The 15,636-nt window shown below is 63.6% G+C and carries 16 protein-coding genes; 11 read left to right on the top strand and 5 right to left on the bottom strand.

Translation table 11 applies throughout. The features are described from left to right. The first annotated feature begins 153 nt into the window (after positions 1-153). Both hisC and JFC13_RS14845 read left to right on the top strand, forming a co-directional pair. Positions 154-1,239: a histidinol-phosphate transaminase gene (gene hisC, locus JFC13_RS14850; protein ID WP_198397832.1), complete on the top strand. Its 1,086-nt coding sequence runs from the start codon at positions 154-156 to the stop codon at positions 1,237-1,239. Next, positions 1,236-2,636, top strand: a complete 1,401-nt coding sequence (locus tag JFC13_RS14845; protein ID WP_198397831.1) for an FAD-binding oxidoreductase — start codon at positions 1,236-1,238, stop codon at positions 2,634-2,636. The genes hisC and JFC13_RS14845 overlap by 4 nt, the downstream gene beginning before the upstream one ends. Here JFC13_RS14845 and mmuM read toward each other — a convergent pair. Continuing rightward, complete coding sequence (mmuM, locus tag JFC13_RS14840; protein ID WP_198397830.1) at positions 2,611-3,558, bottom strand: homocysteine S-methyltransferase; 948 nt, start codon at positions 3,556-3,558, stop codon at positions 2,611-2,613. The genes JFC13_RS14845 and mmuM overlap by 26 nt on opposite strands. A gap of 21 nt (positions 3,559-3,579) precedes the next feature. On the opposite strand from mmuM, the gene tgt reads away from it, so the two are divergent. Next, entirely contained in the window at positions 3,580-4,872 is a 1,293-nt protein-coding gene (gene tgt, locus JFC13_RS14835) for a tRNA guanosine(34) transglycosylase Tgt (protein ID WP_198397829.1), read from the top strand. On the opposite strand, the gene JFC13_RS14830 is transcribed toward tgt, so the two are convergent. Both JFC13_RS14830 and JFC13_RS14825 read right to left on the bottom strand, forming a co-directional pair. Continuing rightward, positions 4,869-5,591 (bottom strand): queuosine precursor transporter, encoded by a 723-nt coding sequence (locus tag JFC13_RS14830; protein WP_198397828.1) that lies wholly within the window; start codon positions 5,589-5,591, stop codon positions 4,869-4,871. The two genes, tgt and JFC13_RS14830, sit on opposite strands and share 4 nt — an antisense overlap. After that, positions 5,566-8,142: a M3 family metallopeptidase gene (locus JFC13_RS14825; protein WP_198397827.1), complete on the bottom strand. Its 2,577-nt coding sequence runs from the start codon at positions 8,140-8,142 to the stop codon at positions 5,566-5,568. Before JFC13_RS14825 ends, JFC13_RS14830 begins: the two co-directional genes overlap by 26 nt. A 107-nt stretch (positions 8,143-8,249) precedes the next feature. Between JFC13_RS14825 and JFC13_RS14820 the strand changes: the two genes are divergently transcribed. Further along, positions 8,250-9,320 (top strand): AI-2E family transporter, encoded by a 1,071-nt coding sequence (locus JFC13_RS14820; RefSeq protein WP_092103486.1) that lies wholly within the window; start codon positions 8,250-8,252, stop codon positions 9,318-9,320. Between the two features lie 3 nt (positions 9,321-9,323). Here JFC13_RS14820 and JFC13_RS14815 read toward each other — a convergent pair whose 3' ends face one another. Continuing rightward, positions 9,324-9,539: a hypothetical protein gene (locus tag JFC13_RS14815; protein ID WP_198397826.1), complete on the bottom strand. Its 216-nt coding sequence runs from the start codon at positions 9,537-9,539 to the stop codon at positions 9,324-9,326. 82 nt (positions 9,540-9,621) lie between these two features. On the opposite strand from JFC13_RS14815, the gene JFC13_RS14810 reads away from it, so the two are divergent. From JFC13_RS14810 to JFC13_RS14780, 7 genes are all read left to right on the top strand, one after another. After that, entirely contained in the window at positions 9,622-10,068 is a 447-nt protein-coding gene (locus JFC13_RS14810) for a GNAT family N-acetyltransferase (protein ID WP_332839428.1), read from the top strand. Between the two features lie 120 nt (positions 10,069-10,188). Beyond that, on the top strand, positions 10,189-10,947 hold the full coding sequence (gene aqpZ / locus JFC13_RS14805) for an aquaporin Z (RefSeq protein ID WP_198397824.1): 759 nt from the start codon (positions 10,189-10,191) through the stop codon (positions 10,945-10,947). Beyond that, positions 10,944-11,504: a GNAT family N-acetyltransferase gene (locus JFC13_RS14800; protein ID WP_198397823.1), complete on the top strand. Its 561-nt coding sequence runs from the start codon at positions 10,944-10,946 to the stop codon at positions 11,502-11,504. The genes aqpZ and JFC13_RS14800 overlap by 4 nt, the downstream gene beginning before the upstream one ends. Before the next feature lie 8 nt (positions 11,505-11,512). Next, on the top strand, positions 11,513-12,124 hold the full coding sequence (locus tag JFC13_RS14795; protein ID WP_198397822.1) for a M23 family metallopeptidase: 612 nt from the start codon (positions 11,513-11,515) through the stop codon (positions 12,122-12,124). A 79-nt stretch (positions 12,125-12,203) separates the two neighbouring features. Further along, positions 12,204-12,656, top strand: a complete 453-nt coding sequence (locus JFC13_RS14790) for an SRPBCC family protein (protein WP_198397821.1) — start codon at positions 12,204-12,206, stop codon at positions 12,654-12,656. A gap of 393 nt (positions 12,657-13,049) precedes the next feature. After that, on the top strand, positions 13,050-14,573 hold the full coding sequence (gene exaC / locus JFC13_RS14785) for an acetaldehyde dehydrogenase ExaC (protein ID WP_198397820.1): 1,524 nt from the start codon (positions 13,050-13,052) through the stop codon (positions 14,571-14,573). Beyond that, a complete protein-coding gene (locus JFC13_RS14780; protein ID WP_198397819.1) occupies positions 14,573-14,992 on the top strand; it encodes a DUF779 domain-containing protein in 420 nt (139 codons plus the stop codon). The genes exaC and JFC13_RS14780 overlap by 1 nt, the downstream gene beginning before the upstream one ends. Positions 14,993-14,998: 6 nt before the next feature. Here the strand turns inward: JFC13_RS14780 and JFC13_RS14775 are convergent, their stop codons facing one another. Further along, positions 14,999-15,616: a helix-turn-helix domain-containing protein gene (locus JFC13_RS14775; protein WP_198397818.1), complete on the bottom strand. Its 618-nt coding sequence runs from the start codon at positions 15,614-15,616 to the stop codon at positions 14,999-15,001. Positions 15,617-15,636: the final 20 nt, after the last annotated feature.

The raw sequence follows: 15,636 nt of genomic DNA, 5'->3' as shown, positions 1-15,636 counted from the left end.
GCGAACCAGTAACCCGCCCCCGGGCACAGGAGTCCCATGCGAGGAACCTCACAGCCGATGTTCGTCCGCGGTGTGACGCATTTTCCGACCATTCGGACTTTTAGCCCCTGGACGCCTTGTGTCGCCCGCCACAGGATGTGCAAATATGGGCACATGTCGAATCACTTCCTTCTTCGTGATGCCCTGGCCGAATTCCCGCCCTATGTGCCGGGCAAACCCCCTGCCAGCGCACCAGGTCTGAAACCGTACAAGCTGTCCTCGAATGAGAACCATCTGGCACCGCTGCCGGGTGTCACCGACGCGATCGCAGACGCCGGGCGGGTGCCCGCGAACTACCCCGACCCGAAGGCGTCGAAGCTGGTGACCGATATAGCGGCCCACCTCGACGTCGATGAGGCCGAGATCGTCCCGGGCGCCGGAGCCTCGGAGATCCTGTCCGCGCTGACGAACGTCACGCTCGAATCCGGGACCTCGGTGGTCTACCCGTGGCCCTCGTTCGAGATGTACCCGATCCTCGCCTCGGCACGCGGTGCGGAGAAGCGCCCCGTGCCCCTGCTCGAAGACGGTCGGCACGACTTCCCGGGACTGGTCGCCGCCATCGATGACACGACCCGACTCATCCTGCTCTGTTCGCCCAACAACCCGACCGGACCGTCGATCTCGACATCCGAGCTCGACGGCTTCATGGCCGAGGTCCCAGCCGAGGTCATCGTCGTCCTCGACGAGGCCTACTTCGAGTTCGCCACCGCCGCCGAGGTGATCGATGGGATGGACGCCTACCGGAAGTTCCCGAATCTGGTGCTGGCACGGACCTTCTCCAAGGCACATGGCCTGGCCGGTCTGCGTGTGGGCTACGGCGTCGCCGACCCGACGATCGCGAGCGCACTGCGTCAGGTGATCGCACCCTTCAGCGTCACCTCGGCGGCACAGGTCGCTGCTGTGGAATCGCTGTCGCGCAATGACGAGGTCCTCGTCCGAGCCAAGGAGGTCGCGGCCACCCGTGATCAGCTGGAACAGGATCTGCGCGATGCCGGGCTCACTGTCTCCGACTCCCAGGGCAACTATGTGTGGGTCAGCCTCGGGGCAGAGGATGCACAGGCATTCGAAGAGGCGTGTGCCAAGCAGGCCGTCGCCATCCGGCGCCTGAGCGGGGGAGTGCGGATCAGCATCGGCGCCGACGAGGCCCTCGAGAGAGTGCGTGAGGTGGCCAAGTCCTTCGCAGAGCCCAGGACCGCATGAGCATCACGACGGAGATTCCGACCCGGGAGCTGGAGGCTCGGCTGAGCCCCGGTGCCCTCGTCATGGACCGCGACGTCATCGACAGCTATGCCTACGACAAGGCACTGTTCTGCCCTGCCGGGCAGGCTCTGGGCCTGGTCAGGGCACGGACGGTCGATGATGTCGTGGCCGTGATGGTCTTCGCCGCCGAGCACCGCATTCCCGTGGTCACCCAGGGCGCGCGGACCGGCCTCTCCGGCGCTGCCAACGCGATCGACGGCGGTCTGCTGCTCAACGTAGCAGCGATGGACGAGATCGTGGCCATTGACCCCGTCAACCAGACATGCCGGGTCCAGCCCGGTGTCATCAACCAGGATCTGAAGACGGCGCTGGCCGAACACGGACTCTCCTATCCTCCCGATCCCGGATCGGTGGCGATCTCGACGATCGGCGGCAATGTCGCCACGAACGCCGGCGGAATGTGCTGCGTGAAGTACGGAGTGACCAAGGACTATGTGCGCGCCATGACCGTGGTGCTCGCCGACGGCACCGTGACGAAGCTGGGGAGACAGACGGCCAAGGGTGTTGCCGGACTCGACCTGGCGGCCCTGTTCGTCGGGTCCGAAGGCACATTGGGCACCATCGTCGAAGTGACGCTGGCGCTGAAGCCGGCACTGACGCAGCCGATCACCGCCGTGGGAATCTTCCCTGACACCGCATCGGCCGGGCGCACCGTCACCGAGTACATGGGGTCGGGAGCGAATCCGTCGATGCTGGAGTTCATCGACGGGCCCAGCGTGGCGATGATCAATGCCTACGGTGACTTCGGCCTGCCGGACAACGTCGGTGCGCTTCTGCTCGTGCAGTCTGATGTGAAGGGCGCAGGTGCGATGGAGGAGCTCGAAGCCTTCCGCAGGGTCGCAGAATCCAACGGCGGCACCGAGGTCTTCGTTTCCGACGATCCCGCCGATTCGGAGATGCTCGTCGCGGCCCGTCGAGCGGTGGCCCCGGCGATGGAGAAGTACGCGCACACCCGTGGCGGGGGAGAGCTCGTCGATGATGTGTGCGTGCCGCGCTCCGCTCTCGGGGAGTTCTTCGAACGCCTGGCGATCATCGATGCCCGCTTCGACGTCGAGGTCGCCACGGCCGGTCACGCCGGTGACGGGAACATGCATCCCTCGGTGGTCTTCGACGCCGGGGACGAGGTTCAGGTGGGCCAGGCGCAGGAGGCGTTCGCCGCGATCATGCAGCTGGGACTCGATCTGGGTGGGACGATCACGGGGGAGCACGGTGTCGGTTTCCTCAAGCGCGAGTGGCTCGGGCGTGAGCTCGATGCTGGAGCCAGGCTGATGCACACGCAGATCAAGGACGCACTTGACCCGCTGGGGATCCTCAATCCGGGGAAGATGCTCGGCTGAGTTCCTGCGCCGAGGCGACGAGGCCGGCGATGTCGCCCGGCGTCGTCCGGCAGCAGCCGCCGATGATGCGGGCACCGGAGGACACCCACGATGACAGGGTCGTCGGGCTCGTGTCGAAAGCCGCACCCGCGCGCCATTCCATCGCCGCCGCATCGTAGGTCTCACCCGAATTCGGATAGGCGATGAGCGGGAGGTCCGTGGCGCCCGCCAGCGTCTGCAGTGCGGGTGAGACCAGCGATGGGCGCACGCAGTTGACGCCCAGTGCGCGGATCATCGTCGAGCCGGCAACCGCCTCGGCGAGGTCGGTCAGGGGTGTCCCGTCGGCCATGTGACGACCATCGGCCAAGCCCCCATGGTCGGCCAGAGTCACGCTCAGCCAGGCAGGAATACCGAACTCTTCGGCCAGGCGCGCGAGCACCCGGGCTTCCGGAAGCGAGGGCTGAGTCTCGATGGCCAGCAGATCGGCACCAGCACTGACCAGGGCCTCGATGCGTGGGCGGTGGAAGTCGGTGAACTCGGCATCGCTCAAGCTGTAGTCGCCGGTGTACTCGCCGCCGTTGCCGAGAGCGGCCCCATATGGGCCCACGGACCCGGCGGCGAGGGCGGCGCCAGCTCGGGCAGCGACCTCCACGCTGGTCGCGATGAGACGCAGCCCCTCCTCGGCGGTAATCGATGCTCTTTCGAAGCCGAGCGGGCTCGCCTGATAGCTGGCGGTCGTGACGATTCGGGCACCTGCGCGGATGAAGTCGGCGTGCACCTCGGCGAGCGTGTCAGGGGAATCCTGGAGCAGGGCCGCCGACCACAGCTCGTGACGCAGATCGATGCCGCGGGACTCGAGCGCAGTGCCCAGGCCGCCGTCGATGATGATGGGTTCGCCGCTGACTTCTGCGGCCCGGAGCATCTGGATGAAGGTTGTCGACATGCTCCCAGTTAAACTTGTCGGGTGACCCGAATCGAATCCTCCGCAGAATCTGAGACAGCCTCCTCAACCGACGGCAGCGCCGACGCCCCGGCCATCAACGACCGCTCCCGATTCGGGTTCGAGATCGGAACCCGCCTCGACGAGGGTGGGCGCACCGGCGTCATCCACACCCCGCACGGTGATATCGCGACTCCCGCCTTCATTCCCGTCGGCACGAAGGCCACTGTCAAGGCCGTGCGTCCCGACGAGGTCGAGGAACTCGGCGGTCAGGCGGTGCTCTCCAACGCCTACCACCTCTACCTGCAGCCCGGGTCCGATCTCGTCGATGAGGCCGGCGGACTGGGGAAATTCATGAACTGGCCCGGCCCGACGTTCACCGACTCGGGCGGATTCCAGGTCATGAGCCTGGGCTCGGGTTTCAAGAAGGTCATCTCGATGGAGTCGACGGGGGAGCAGAACGATGATCTCGTTGCCGTCGGCAAGGAACGCATGTCGAACGTCGACGACGACGGCGTGACCTTCAAATCCCACCTCGACGGCAGCATGCACCGCTTCACCCCCGAGGTCTCCATGCGGGTCCAGCACGAACTGGGCGCCGACATCATGTTCGCCTTCGACGAGCTGACGACGCTGGTCAACACCCGCGGCTACCAGGTGCTGTCCTTGGAGCGCACTCGTCAGTGGGCACTGCGCTGCATCGAGGAGCACAAGCGGCAGACCGAAGCACGCACGCACCGGCCCTACCAGGCGCTGTTCGGCGTGCTCCAGGGCGCACAGTACGAGGACCTGCGACGCAAGGCAGCCCACGACCTGGGCGCGATGGACTTCGACGGCTTCGGCATCGGAGGCGCGTTGGAGAAGGAGAACCTCGGCACGATCATCCGCTGGGTGTGCGAAGAGCTGCCGGAGAACAAACCGCGCCACCTGCTGGGCATCTCGGAGCCTGATGACCTGTTCGAGGCGATCAAGACCGGCGCCGACACCTTCGACTGCGTCTCACCCTCGCGCGTTGCCCGCAATGCGGCCATCTACACGCGCGACGGCCGCTACAACCTCACCGGAGCGAAGTATCGCCGGGACTTCGGGCCGCTTGACCCGGACTGCAGATGCTACACCTGCCAGAACTACTCGCGGGCCTACCTGCGGCATCTGTACAAGGCTAAGGAGATGCTCTTCTCCACCCTGTGCACGATCCACAATGAGTACTTCGTCGTCAATCTCGTCGCCGAGATCCGTCGGTCCATGGAAGAAGGTCGCTTCTGTGAACTCGAGACCGAGGTGCTCGGCCGCTACTACGCGAAGCAGCGCAGCTAGGCCGCCTCGCCGCCGGGCAGTTCGTAACTGGGTTCGTGCTTCTTCACCAACTTGATCACCCGGTAGGTGACGGGCATGAGGATGACTTCGACGGCGACCTTGTAGACGAAGCCGAAGACGATGTAGTTGATGAAGTCGAGGCCGGGAATGACGCCGGCGAAGGCGATGACGCAGAACAGCAGGGTGTCGACGAACTCGCCGACGCCCGTCGACGTCAGCAGACGGACCCATAGCTTCTGCTCGCCCATCCGCTTCTTCACAGCCACGAGCACATAGGAATTGAGCAGCTGCCCGAAGAAGTATCCGACCAGGGATGCTGCGACGATGCGCGGGTAGAAGCCGAGGACAGCGGCGAACGCGTCCTGATTCTCATAGCCCGGTCCCGGCGGTGAGATGAGCACGAGCCAGAACACGAAAGTCGCCAGGATCTGCAGCCCGAAGCCGGTGATGACGGCCTTGCGGGCGGCCTTGAAACCGTAGACTTCGCTGATCACATCGCCGAGGATGTAGGCGATGGGGAACAGGAAGGCACCGCCGTCGGTGACGATGGGTCCGAAGCCGATGACCTTCGTCGCGGAGATGTTGGAGATGATGAGGATCGCCGAGAACACGGCGAGGATCACCGCGTAGTAGCGACCTCTGGAGGAGGCGAAGGCCGCAAATCGATTCGTCAGAGTGCTGTCCGACTCATCCTCAGCTTTCGGCACCTTCTTCGACAACAGTGATTTCCTTCCCTCCGGTGATCGCCAGCAGCTGCTCGTATGTCAGGGGCATCACCGAATTCGGTGTGCCGGCGGCAGCCCAGAGAACAGGATAGTCCTTCAGCGCCGTGTCGACGTACGTGGGAATCGACTGCGGGTGTCCACAGGGCGCGACACCGCCGATGACCTGGCCCGTTGCGGTGCGCACCAGGTCCTTGTCGGCTCGGTCAAGGGAGTCCGCGCCGATGAGCCTGGCCACGTGCTCCGTGTCCACGCGGTGACGTCCGGAGGTCATGATGAGCACCGGCTCCCCGCCGGAGGCGAAGATCAAGCTGTTCGCGATCGCGCCGACCTCGACACCGACCTTCTCCGCCGCCGAGGCTGCCGTGGGCGTGGCATCGGTGAACAGCCTGATCTGCGGCTCGATTCCGTTCGCCTCGAGGACCTTGGCGACCTCAGCATGGTTGCGGTGTTCGTGTGGTTCGACGGCTTCGGCCTCGGCGGGCTCTTCGACGGCTTCGTCCGATTCCTCCACCGGCTCCGCCAGTCCGCGGCGGCGCAGCAGCGGCGCCACATCGGGACGTGTGCCGAAGAATCGTTCGATCGCGCTCATCGGATCGATGGAGAAGCCGGGGGCCAGTATCGCTTCACGGAACGCATCGCCGGCCTCACGGTTGAGTCCGCCCTGAGCGTCGAACCATTCGCTGACCCAGGCCGCAATGACCTCCGAATAGAGGTAGGAGTAGTAGCCGGCGGCATAGCCTGAGGCGAAGATGTGGCCGAAGTAGGTGGTGCGATAGCGGGGTGGAACGAGAGTGGTGAACCCGGCAGCGGCGAGGACCTCGGATTCGAAGGAGAGGACGTCGGTGATGTGTTCACCGGCTTCAAGGGAATGCCACGACAGGTCGAGCATGGCCGCAGCCAGGTATTCGGTCGTGTCGATTCCCTGCCCGAACTTCTCGCTCTCGATAAGGGCTGTGACCAGCGACTCTGGCATCGGCTCGCCCGTGTCGACGTGTTTGGCGTAGTGGGGGAGGACCTGCGGGTGGAAGCGCCACATCTCATTGAGCTGGGATGGGAACTCCACGTAGTCGCGTGGAACGGCGGTGCCGGCGGTCGACGGGTAGGTCGAGTTGGCGAACAGGCCGTGGAGGACGTGGCCGAATTCGTGGAAGAAGGTGTTGAGCTCGGTGGGGTTGAGCAGCGTCGGTCGGCCCTCGCCGGGTTTGGCCAGGTTGAGTGAGAGGGTGACGACGGGCAGGTTCCCGGTCAGTCGTGAACTCGTGACCAACTCGCCCATCCAGGCACCGCCGCGCTTCGTGTCCCGGGAATACGGGTCGAGGAGGATGAGTCCCAGGGTGCGTTCGTTGGTGTCCGTGACCTCGAAGGAGAGAACATCTTCGTGCCAGCCGATGACTGACTCACGCGGGGCGAAGGTGATTCCGTAGAGGCCCGTTGCGGCGCGGAAGACACCCTCATTGAGGACAGTGTCGAACTCAAAGTACTTGGCCACCTCGTCGGCATCGATGCCGAACTCATCCGCCCGGTATCGCGCGAGCTGGTGCTTGACATCCTCGGGGGCGACATCATCGAGGCCGTAGCGGTCCTTGACCTGCGCCAGCTCCGTCGACAGCTGAGCGTTGGCCGGGGCGATGAGTGAGGAGACGATGTCCGCGGCCGCATCCGGTCCGCCGGCGGTCTGGTTGTCGACTGCGAATGATGAGTACGAGGGGTATCCCAGCAGTTTCGCCTGCAGCGCTCGCAGCGCCGTGGTGTCGGCCACCTGGGTACGGGTGTCGCCTTCGCCGCCTCGAGCGCCGCGCGAGGTCGAATTGTCGAGCACCAGTCTGCGGGTCTCGGCGGATTCCAGGGATTCGAGGACGAGCTGCTGAGTGAAGTTGTTCAGTGGCAGCAGATACCCGTCCGTGCCACGTTCGGCGGCTCGGTTCGCGGCGGCGGCGACCTGGTCCTCGCTCATCCCGGCCAGCTGCTGCACGTCGCGGAGGTGGACTGCGAGATCCCGGGTGTCTTTCTGCAGTGCCCGGGAGAAGGAGGTTGCCAGGGTCGTGAGTTCGGCCGCGATCGTGGACATCTGCTCGCGTTCTTCTTCGCCGAGGCGGGCTCCCGCACGCACAAATTCCTCGACCGTGAGCTCCTGCTGACGTTTGTCCTCGGGATTGAGATCGCTGGACGGGACCTGTTCGATGCGGTGGAAGAGATCGACGTCGAGGAAGATCCGGGTCCGTGCTGCGGACAGACGATCCCACACCTCGGCGACGGCATCGGCGAGTTCGGGACGGAGATGATTCGACTCCACGGCGCTCACCACGGCCGAGATGCGGGCCATGGGAATGGTCGCGGATTCGAAGCGCACGGTTGTCGACACGAACGTCGGATCGTTCTCATCACCGATGATGTCTTCGACCTCGGATCGTGCGAAGTCGGTGGCCGCCCTGACCGCAGCGATCAGTGATGCCGGAGTGACCGCGGAGAAGTCGGGCAGTGAGAAGTCGCCGTGTGGGTCGAGGAAGGCCTCCCAGACATCGATGCTGTTCGGATCGGAGCTCATCGTCGACGTACCACTTTCTACACGGTTGAAGGATTGTGCCAGGTCTCGCCCTCGATCCTAACGCGTGAACACGCTGAAGCGCATGGTCGCTGGTTACACTTGTCACCATGGGCAAAGGGCAGGGAAAATCGCTGACTCTCAACAGCGCATTCCGGGTCGGCTTCACCGGAACGCTCGGAGTGGGACTCGCGTTCGGGCTGATCACGGCCCTGCAGTCCGTGGCGACCGTCATCATCTACATCGGTCTGGCCCTGTTCCTCGCGCTCGGGCTCGAACCGATCGTGCTGTGGCTGGTCGAGCGCAGGCTGCCCCGGTCCCTGTCGGTCGTCCTCGTCGTTCTGGCCTTCCTCGCCATCGTCGCGGGTGCTGTGCTGCTCATCGCCCCTGCCGTCATCAGCCAGATCCAGCAGTTCATCGGTGATCTTCCGGACATCGTCGCGAGCCTGGCGGCCACAGGGTGGGTCGCCGACCTCGAACAGAGATTCACAGGAGCGGTCGATCTCGACAAGATCTTCGCCAACCTCGGCGAGTGGGCATCCGACCCGAAGAACGTGGTGTCGTTGGGCGGCGGGGTCGTGTCCATCGGAGCCGGCATTATCAGCTTCCTCGCCGGCGTCGTCATCGTCGTCATCCTCACTATCTACTTCGCCGTGACGATGCCGACGATCAAGTCGGCCATGCTCTCCCTCGTCGCTGCGAGCTCCCGACCGACCGTCGAATCCGTCACCGAGGAAGTCACCCGATCCATCGGACGCTACGTTCTGGGACAGGTGTCCTTGGGCATCGTCAACGGCGTGTGCTCGGCGATCTTCCTCACCATCATCGGTGCCCCGCTGCCGGCGCTGTTGGCGTTCATCGCGTTCCTCGCCTCACTCATCCCACTCGTCGGCCCGATCACTGGTGCGATCATCATCACCGGATCCTGCCTCATGGTCTCTCCGGGGCTGGGGATCGCCGTCGGCATCTACTACCTCGTGTACATGCAGGTGGAGGCGTATCTGCTCAGCCCCCGCATCATGAAGACCGCGGTCAATGTGCCCGGTGCGCTCGTCATCATCGCGGCCATCGCCGGCGGCACCCTGGGCGGAGTCCTCGGCGCCGTGGTCGCTGTGCCCGTGGCTGCCTCGGGAATGATCATCATCCGCAAGGTCGTCGTGCCTGCGCAGGACGAGAGGTAGCTGCTAGTCCTGGTCGTCGGTGCTGTTGCGGCGGTTGCGGACGATGAGTCCGATGACGTACCTGACCAGGTAGTAGGTCACGAAGTAGGCGACGGCGATGACGACGACGGTCGTCAGCAGATCTCCGTTGCCCATCGCGGGCAGGCCGAGGAACACCGCGACCGTGAATGCCGCGAGATAGGGAATCAGGCGGAGAACCGGGCTGTCGACATCGCTCATGTTCGTCAGCGTACCAAGTGCCGGTCCCCTCGCCGAGGTGGGCGCTAGGATTGAGGGTATGGCACAGACACGATGGAGTGCAGTGAGAGATGAACAGGTGCCCGACGATGTGGATCGTCTTCTGCTGACTGTCCCGGAGTGGTTCGGCAGGCCGGAATCCAACGCCGAGTACGTCGATGATGCACGAATCATGGAGACCTGGACGGTGCGAAACGAGGCTGGCGAGGTCGTCGGGGTCACACTGGTGTCGTGGCATTTCGATCACTCTGCCGAAGTCCATTTCACGGTTGTCGACCGATCAGAACATGGGGCAGGGGTCGGCACAGCAATGATGCGAGCGATTGCAGCCGATGTGCGCAGACGGGGCGCCAAGCTGCTGCAGGTGAAGACGTTGGGGGCTTCGAACCCCGATCCCAACTACGACCGGACACGACACTTCTACCAGAAGGTGGGATTCTTCCCGCTCGAGGAGACCGATCTGTGGGATGAGCAGACGCCCTGCCTGAGCATGGTCATGCCCTTGGTATGAGCCCGCGTCGCCCCCAGTCAGAGGAAACGACAGCGCGACTTGGGCTCATCTGCTGAGGCGTGACTGTAGTATGGAAAACGGCATGATATGTGGCACACATCACAGATGGGATGAATCATCATGGCTGTCCTGCAGAAACCCTCCCTGGTCTCGAAGATCTTCGCCGAATTCCTCGGCACCTTCGTTCTCGTCTTCGGCGGCTGCGGCGCGGCCGTATTCGCAGCAAAGGTCGTCGGTGACGACGGCATCAACATGGGCATCGGATTCCTCGGCGTCGCGCTGGCCTTCGGTCTCACCGTCGTCGTCATGGCCTACGCCGTCGGACATGTCTCCGGTGGACACTTCAATCCCGCAGTGACGCTGGGCTGTGTACTTGCGGGCAGGACACCGGTCAAGGACGCCGTTCCCTACTGGATCACACAGCTGGTCGCCGGAATCGCCGCCGGCGGAGTCGTGCTCCTCATCGCCTCGGGCAATCCCGACTATTCGCTTGCGAGGGACGGTCTGGCGACGAACGGCTATGGAGAGTTCTCCCCGAATGGTTTCTCCTTGGTCAGCGTCCTCGTCGCCGAGTTCGTCCTCACCGCCATCTTCCTCTACGTCATCCTCGGGGCGACCGACGACAGGTCCCCAGTCGGAATGGCTCCTCTGGCGATCGGCCTCTCACTCACACTCATCCACCTCGTGGCCATTCCGGTGTCGAACACATCGGTCAATCCGGCACGTTCCTTCGGTGTCGCGGTATTCGCCGGTGGAGATGCGCTCGGTCAGGTGTGGGTGTTCTTCCTCGCACCGCTCGCTGGTGCCGCCGTCGCCGGACTCACCTATAACCTTCTGTTCCCGAAGGCTGCCGAAGTTCCCATCACCGAGGGCGGATGACACTGCCACCCTGGCCCGCGGAGCCACCGGCTTGTGGGCAGGTGCTGCTGCGAGCAGTGGAGGCGCGGGACGCCGCAATGGCTCAGCAGCTGTCGACCGATCCCTATGTGCCGCAGACGGGTTCACTGCCAGGAAACGCCACCATGCAGGAGGCAAGTGACTGGGTCAGACGCCAGCAGGGTCGTCATGCAGAGGGAGCCGGCTTCTCGTTGACGATTGCGCGGCGTTGCGATGAGTTCGCGATCGGTCACTGCGGTCTCTGGCTGAAGGATCTCGACGAGGGGCGGGCGAGCGCTGGTTATGCCGTTGCACCGTCCGAGCGTGGGCGCGGCTATGCGGCCGAGGCACTCGCGGCCCTGACCGAGTTCGGGTGGACTGTTCCGGGAGTACAGCGAATCGACCTATTCATCGAACCGTGGAACATCGCATCGATTCGCACCGCAGAGCGAGCAGGCTATGTTCGCGAGGAACTTCTGGCCAGGAATCAGATGGTCGGCGGCGAACCTCGGGACATGTTCCTGTATTCCTCGGTACGGCGAGGGCACTCCACGAGGTGAGGAACCCCATGGCCGACTTGCTCGATATGGACTACCCCTTCACCGGCCGATGGCTGGTCCAGAACAGTCCCGCCGACCGGGTGCCGAGCCACGGCACGACACTCTACGCGACGTCATACGCAATCGACTTCGTGCCGGTCGATGGCTCTGGGAGATCGGCGCCCTTCACCTTCGGCTCCCTCCTCCGTCCGGAACCTCCGGAGAACTTTGTCGGCTTCGGCCGTCCGGTGCTCTCTCCGGTCGCAGGAACTGTCGTGGCTTCTCATGACACTGAGCGTGATCATTTCTCGTACCGCGGTGTCCCGTCGATCGGATACTCGCTGACACAGGCCCGGCGTGTCGGCGCGGGCTGGCTTTCGCTCGCCGGCAATCACGTCATGATCAGATGCCTCGGCGGTATAGTCTCACTCTGCCATCTCCAGCATGGCAGCACACGGGTTCGGGCGGGACAGCACGTTGAGATCGGTGAAGAAATCGGCCGCTGTGGAAACTCCGGCAACAGCACGGAGCCGCACCTCCATGTCCAAGCGATCGACAGTGTCGACATTGAGCACGCTGTGGCTGTGCGCATTGCCTTCAGGGGCGCCTTGCCGTCGAACGGTTCGATTGTCTCGCGGTAGTGCGCTCGAATGAGAGCCTGCCGACCGGTGGATCTGAATCATCCTTGTGGCTTGATGCCGGACACTGAAGAATGTGCCCATGGCCGACAAGAATCCGGAATGGGGCTTCGACAGATCGCTGGTGGTCAAGGCGCCGGCTGCCCAGGTCTGGCCGCACGTGGCAGACCCGATTCGATTGAGCAGATGGTGGTGTCCGCCGCCGACAGTGCAGATCGACTTCGAACCACGAGTCGGCAGCCCCTACGAGGAGCACTACAGCGACCACTCCTACGAGTATGTGCTCACTGGTGAGATCACCGTATTCGAGGAGCGGCGCTGCATGAGGATCCTTCGTCGGACGAATGGGCGCTTCGGCCGATCCGACCATGTCGAGATCACTCTGCAAGCTCATGGCGAGGATACGAGGGTGACCATCGTGCATTGCTTTGACGACATTCCAACCGAACGCCGAGGCGAAGCGCGCGACTTCTTCGCCGACGGGTGGGACTTCAGCCTCGAACTCCTCCGGCGAAATATACTCAGAACCGACTAGAACCAGCGCTATCGTCTGTCGTACCTGGCGCCGAACGCATCCCGCATGAGAACGGCGAACATCTCCGTCATGCGGACAGCGACGCTCAGATGCTCAGCGATCAGCTTGTCTGCACAGCTTGTCTGCACAGCTTGTCTGCACGGGGGATTCCTCAGTGTTGAGGCAACCGGCCAGGTAGCCGTTCGGTCGGACATCCATGGAGTCATTCTCTCAACTTCACCTCGAAATCGTGCAGGTTCACCTTGAAATCGTGCAGGCTATTGTTCGCACACTCTCTCCGCCCTATGGTGAGAGGACACGGACACATCCGCTCCGCGCAGTCGACCATGACCATGCACTGCACGCGAAACAATGCGTGCGATGCGAGCGGATGGACTCACACGAAGGAGTGTCATGGCAGTCTACTCAGCACCCGGTACCGAAGGTTCGCTCGTCACGTTCAAGTCGCGCTACGAGAACTACATCGGAGGCGAGTGGGTGCCGCCGAAGAACGGCGACTACTTCGACAACATCACTCCCGTCACCGGACAGGCATTCACAGAGATCCCCAGCTCCACCGCCGACGACATCGAAACCGCCCTCGATGCGGCCTGGGCAGCAGCACCTGCTTGGGGGAAGACCTCGGTGACCGAGCGCTCGAACATCCTCCTCAAGATCGCTGATCGCATGGAGGCCAATCTTGAGATGCTCGCGGTCGCAGAGACCTGGGACAACGGCAAGGGCATCCGCGAACCACTGGCCGCCGACATCCCACTGGCCATCGACCACTTCCGCTATTTCGCCGCAGCGATCCGGGCTCAAGAAGGCGGCCTGTCGCAGATCGACGACGACACCGTGGCCCATCACTTCCACGAACCGCTCGGCGTCGTCGGACAGATCATCCCGTGGAACTTCCCCATCCTCATGGCCACGTGGAAGCTGGCACCGGCGCTCGCCGCAGGCAACTGCGTCGTCCTCAAGCCCGCCGAGCAGACTCCGGCCTCGATCCTCATCCTGGCTGAACTCGTCGGCGATCTGCTGCCACCCGGTGTCCTCAACATCGTCAACGGCTTCGGCGTCGAGGCAGGTAAACCACTGGCCTCGAACAAGCGGATCAAGAAGATCGCGTTCACCGGTGAGACGACGACCGGTCGTCTGATCATGCAGTACGCCTCGCAGAACATCATCCCGGTCACCCTGGAACTCGGCGGCAAGTCACCGAACATCTTCTTCGAAGACGTCCTCGCCGCCGACGACAGCTACCGCGACAAGGCGCTCGAAGGCTTCGCGATGTTCGCACTCAATCAGGGTGAGGTCTGCACCTGTCCGTCTCGCGCTCTCGTCCAGGAGTCGATCTTCGATGACTTCGTCGCCGCCGGTGTCGAGCGTGTGCGAGCGATCAAGCAGGGCAATCCACTCGACACCGATACCCAGGTCGGTGCGCAGGCCTCGAATGATCAGTACGAGAAGATCATGTCCTACCTGCAGATCGGCAAGGACGAAGGTGCCGAGGTGCTCATCGGAGGAGACAAGGCCGAACTCGAAGGAGATCTCTCAGGCGGCTTCTACGTCCAGCCCACCATCTTCAAGGGCTCGAACAATATGCGGATCTTCCAGGAGGAGATCTTCGGTCCAGTCGTGGCACTGACCTCGTTCAAGGACTACGACGACGCCATCACCACCGCCAACGACACGCTCTACGGTCTGGGGGCCGGCGTCTGGGCCCGCACCGGCAACATCGCCTACCGTGCCGGCCGTGACATCCAGGCCGGCCGTGTCTGGGTGAACAACTATCACGCCTACCCGGCACATGCCGCGTTCGGCGGATACAAATCATCGGGAATCGGACGTGAGAACCACCTGATGATGCTCGACCACTACCAGCAGACGAAGAACCTGCTGGTCAGCTACTCGGAGAACGCACAAGGATTTTTCTGATGAGTGAATCGACACAGACAGCAGCACTGGAATCGGCCCCCACCATCGACGGGGAGGAGAAGTCCCGGGTGGCCATGACACAGGTCGCCGTCGACCTTCTCGGCGAACTGGTCGCCAAACACGGTCAACTGATGTTCCACCAGTCGGGTGGCTGCTGCGACGGGTCCTCGCCGATGTGCTTCCCAGAAGGCGACTTCCTGACCTCCGATGCCGATGTCCTGCTCGGACACTTCGAACTGCCCATCGACGACAGCGAGAAGTCCGGCCTCGACTTCTGGATGTCGGTCGAGCAGTTCGAATACTGGAAGCACACGCATCTGACGGTGGATGTGGTGCCCGGACGGGGAGGCGGCTTCAGCGTCGAGTCACCGACGGGCAATCGCTTCATCATCCGGTCGACACTCATGGACGTCGGCTGAAGCCAGTCAGTTCGCCTGGTGCTTCTGCTCTGCGCCGAGGTGGCGCTTCGGTGCCGCTCGGATGTGGGCTCGTTCTCCCTGTTTGCCGACGAGGCTGAGGAATTCGACCGGTCCTGAGCTGGTGGCACCGAACCAGTGCGGAGTGCGAGTGTCGAACTCGGCGGCCTCGCCTGGTTCGAGGATGAGGTCGTGTTCGCCCAGGACGAGTCGGAGCCTGCCGTTGAGGACGAACGCCCAGTCATAGCCCTCATGGGTGCGCAGCTCTGGCACTGTCTCGTCGTCCCCGGCGGGAAGGACGAACTTGTAGGCCTGGATGCCCCCGGCCCGACGGGTCAGAGGCAGGATGGTGCGACCGTCACCACTGGGGATCGGACGCAGATTGATGCGCGGATCCCCGGTCGGTGGAGCATCGACGAGCTCGTCGAGAGTGGCTCCGAATGCGCGTGCCAAGGGCAGAAGCTGCTCGAGGCTGGGGCGGCGGTGACCGGCTTCGAGCCGGGACAGTGTGCTGATCGAGATGCCGGTCTCTTCGGAAAGATCGGTGAGAGTGATGTCGCGGCGCTGTCGCAGCTGCTTCAGGCGCGGTCCGACAGCATCGAGGGTGCGGTCCATGAGTTCATCCATGCTCACCATTTTGCCATTCG

Origin of the sequence: Brevibacterium antiquum (genome assembly GCF_016107655.1) — a bacterium.
Classification (GTDB): domain Bacteria; phylum Actinomycetota; class Actinomycetes; order Actinomycetales; family Brevibacteriaceae; genus Brevibacterium; species Brevibacterium antiquum.
The sequence above is the reverse complement of the archived record's forward strand: the minus strand, read 5'-3'. Positions and strand labels throughout refer to the sequence as shown.

Coding starts and splice junctions, on each gene's coding strand:
- JFC13_RS14845 (WP_198397831.1), top strand. CDS start 1,236: ATGAGCATCACGACGGAGATTCCGACCCGGGAGCTGGAGGCTCGGCTG.
- exaC (WP_198397820.1), top strand. CDS start 13,050: ATGGCAGTCTACTCAGCACCCGGTACCGAAGGTTCGCTCGTCACGTTC.
- JFC13_RS14825 (WP_198397827.1), bottom strand. CDS start 8,142: ATGAGCTCCGATCCGAACAGCATCGATGTCTGGGAGGCCTTCCTCGAC.
- JFC13_RS14775 (WP_198397818.1), bottom strand. CDS start 15,616: ATGGATGAACTCATGGACCGCACCCTCGATGCTGTCGGACCGCGCCTG.
- JFC13_RS14780 (WP_198397819.1), top strand. CDS start 14,573: ATGAGTGAATCGACACAGACAGCAGCACTGGAATCGGCCCCCACCATC.
- JFC13_RS14790 (WP_198397821.1), top strand. CDS start 12,204: ATGGCCGACAAGAATCCGGAATGGGGCTTCGACAGATCGCTGGTGGTC.
- aqpZ (WP_198397824.1), top strand. CDS start 10,189: ATGGCTGTCCTGCAGAAACCCTCCCTGGTCTCGAAGATCTTCGCCGAA.
- JFC13_RS14800 (WP_198397823.1), top strand. CDS start 10,944: ATGACACTGCCACCCTGGCCCGCGGAGCCACCGGCTTGTGGGCAGGTG.
- hisC (WP_198397832.1), top strand. CDS start 154: ATGTCGAATCACTTCCTTCTTCGTGATGCCCTGGCCGAATTCCCGCCC.
- JFC13_RS14820 (WP_092103486.1), top strand. CDS start 8,250: ATGGGCAAAGGGCAGGGAAAATCGCTGACTCTCAACAGCGCATTCCGG.
- JFC13_RS14815 (WP_198397826.1), bottom strand. CDS start 9,539: ATGAGCGATGTCGACAGCCCGGTTCTCCGCCTGATTCCCTATCTCGCG.
- mmuM (WP_198397830.1), bottom strand. CDS start 3,558: ATGTCGACAACCTTCATCCAGATGCTCCGGGCCGCAGAAGTCAGCGGC.
- JFC13_RS14795 (WP_198397822.1), top strand. CDS start 11,513: ATGGCCGACTTGCTCGATATGGACTACCCCTTCACCGGCCGATGGCTG.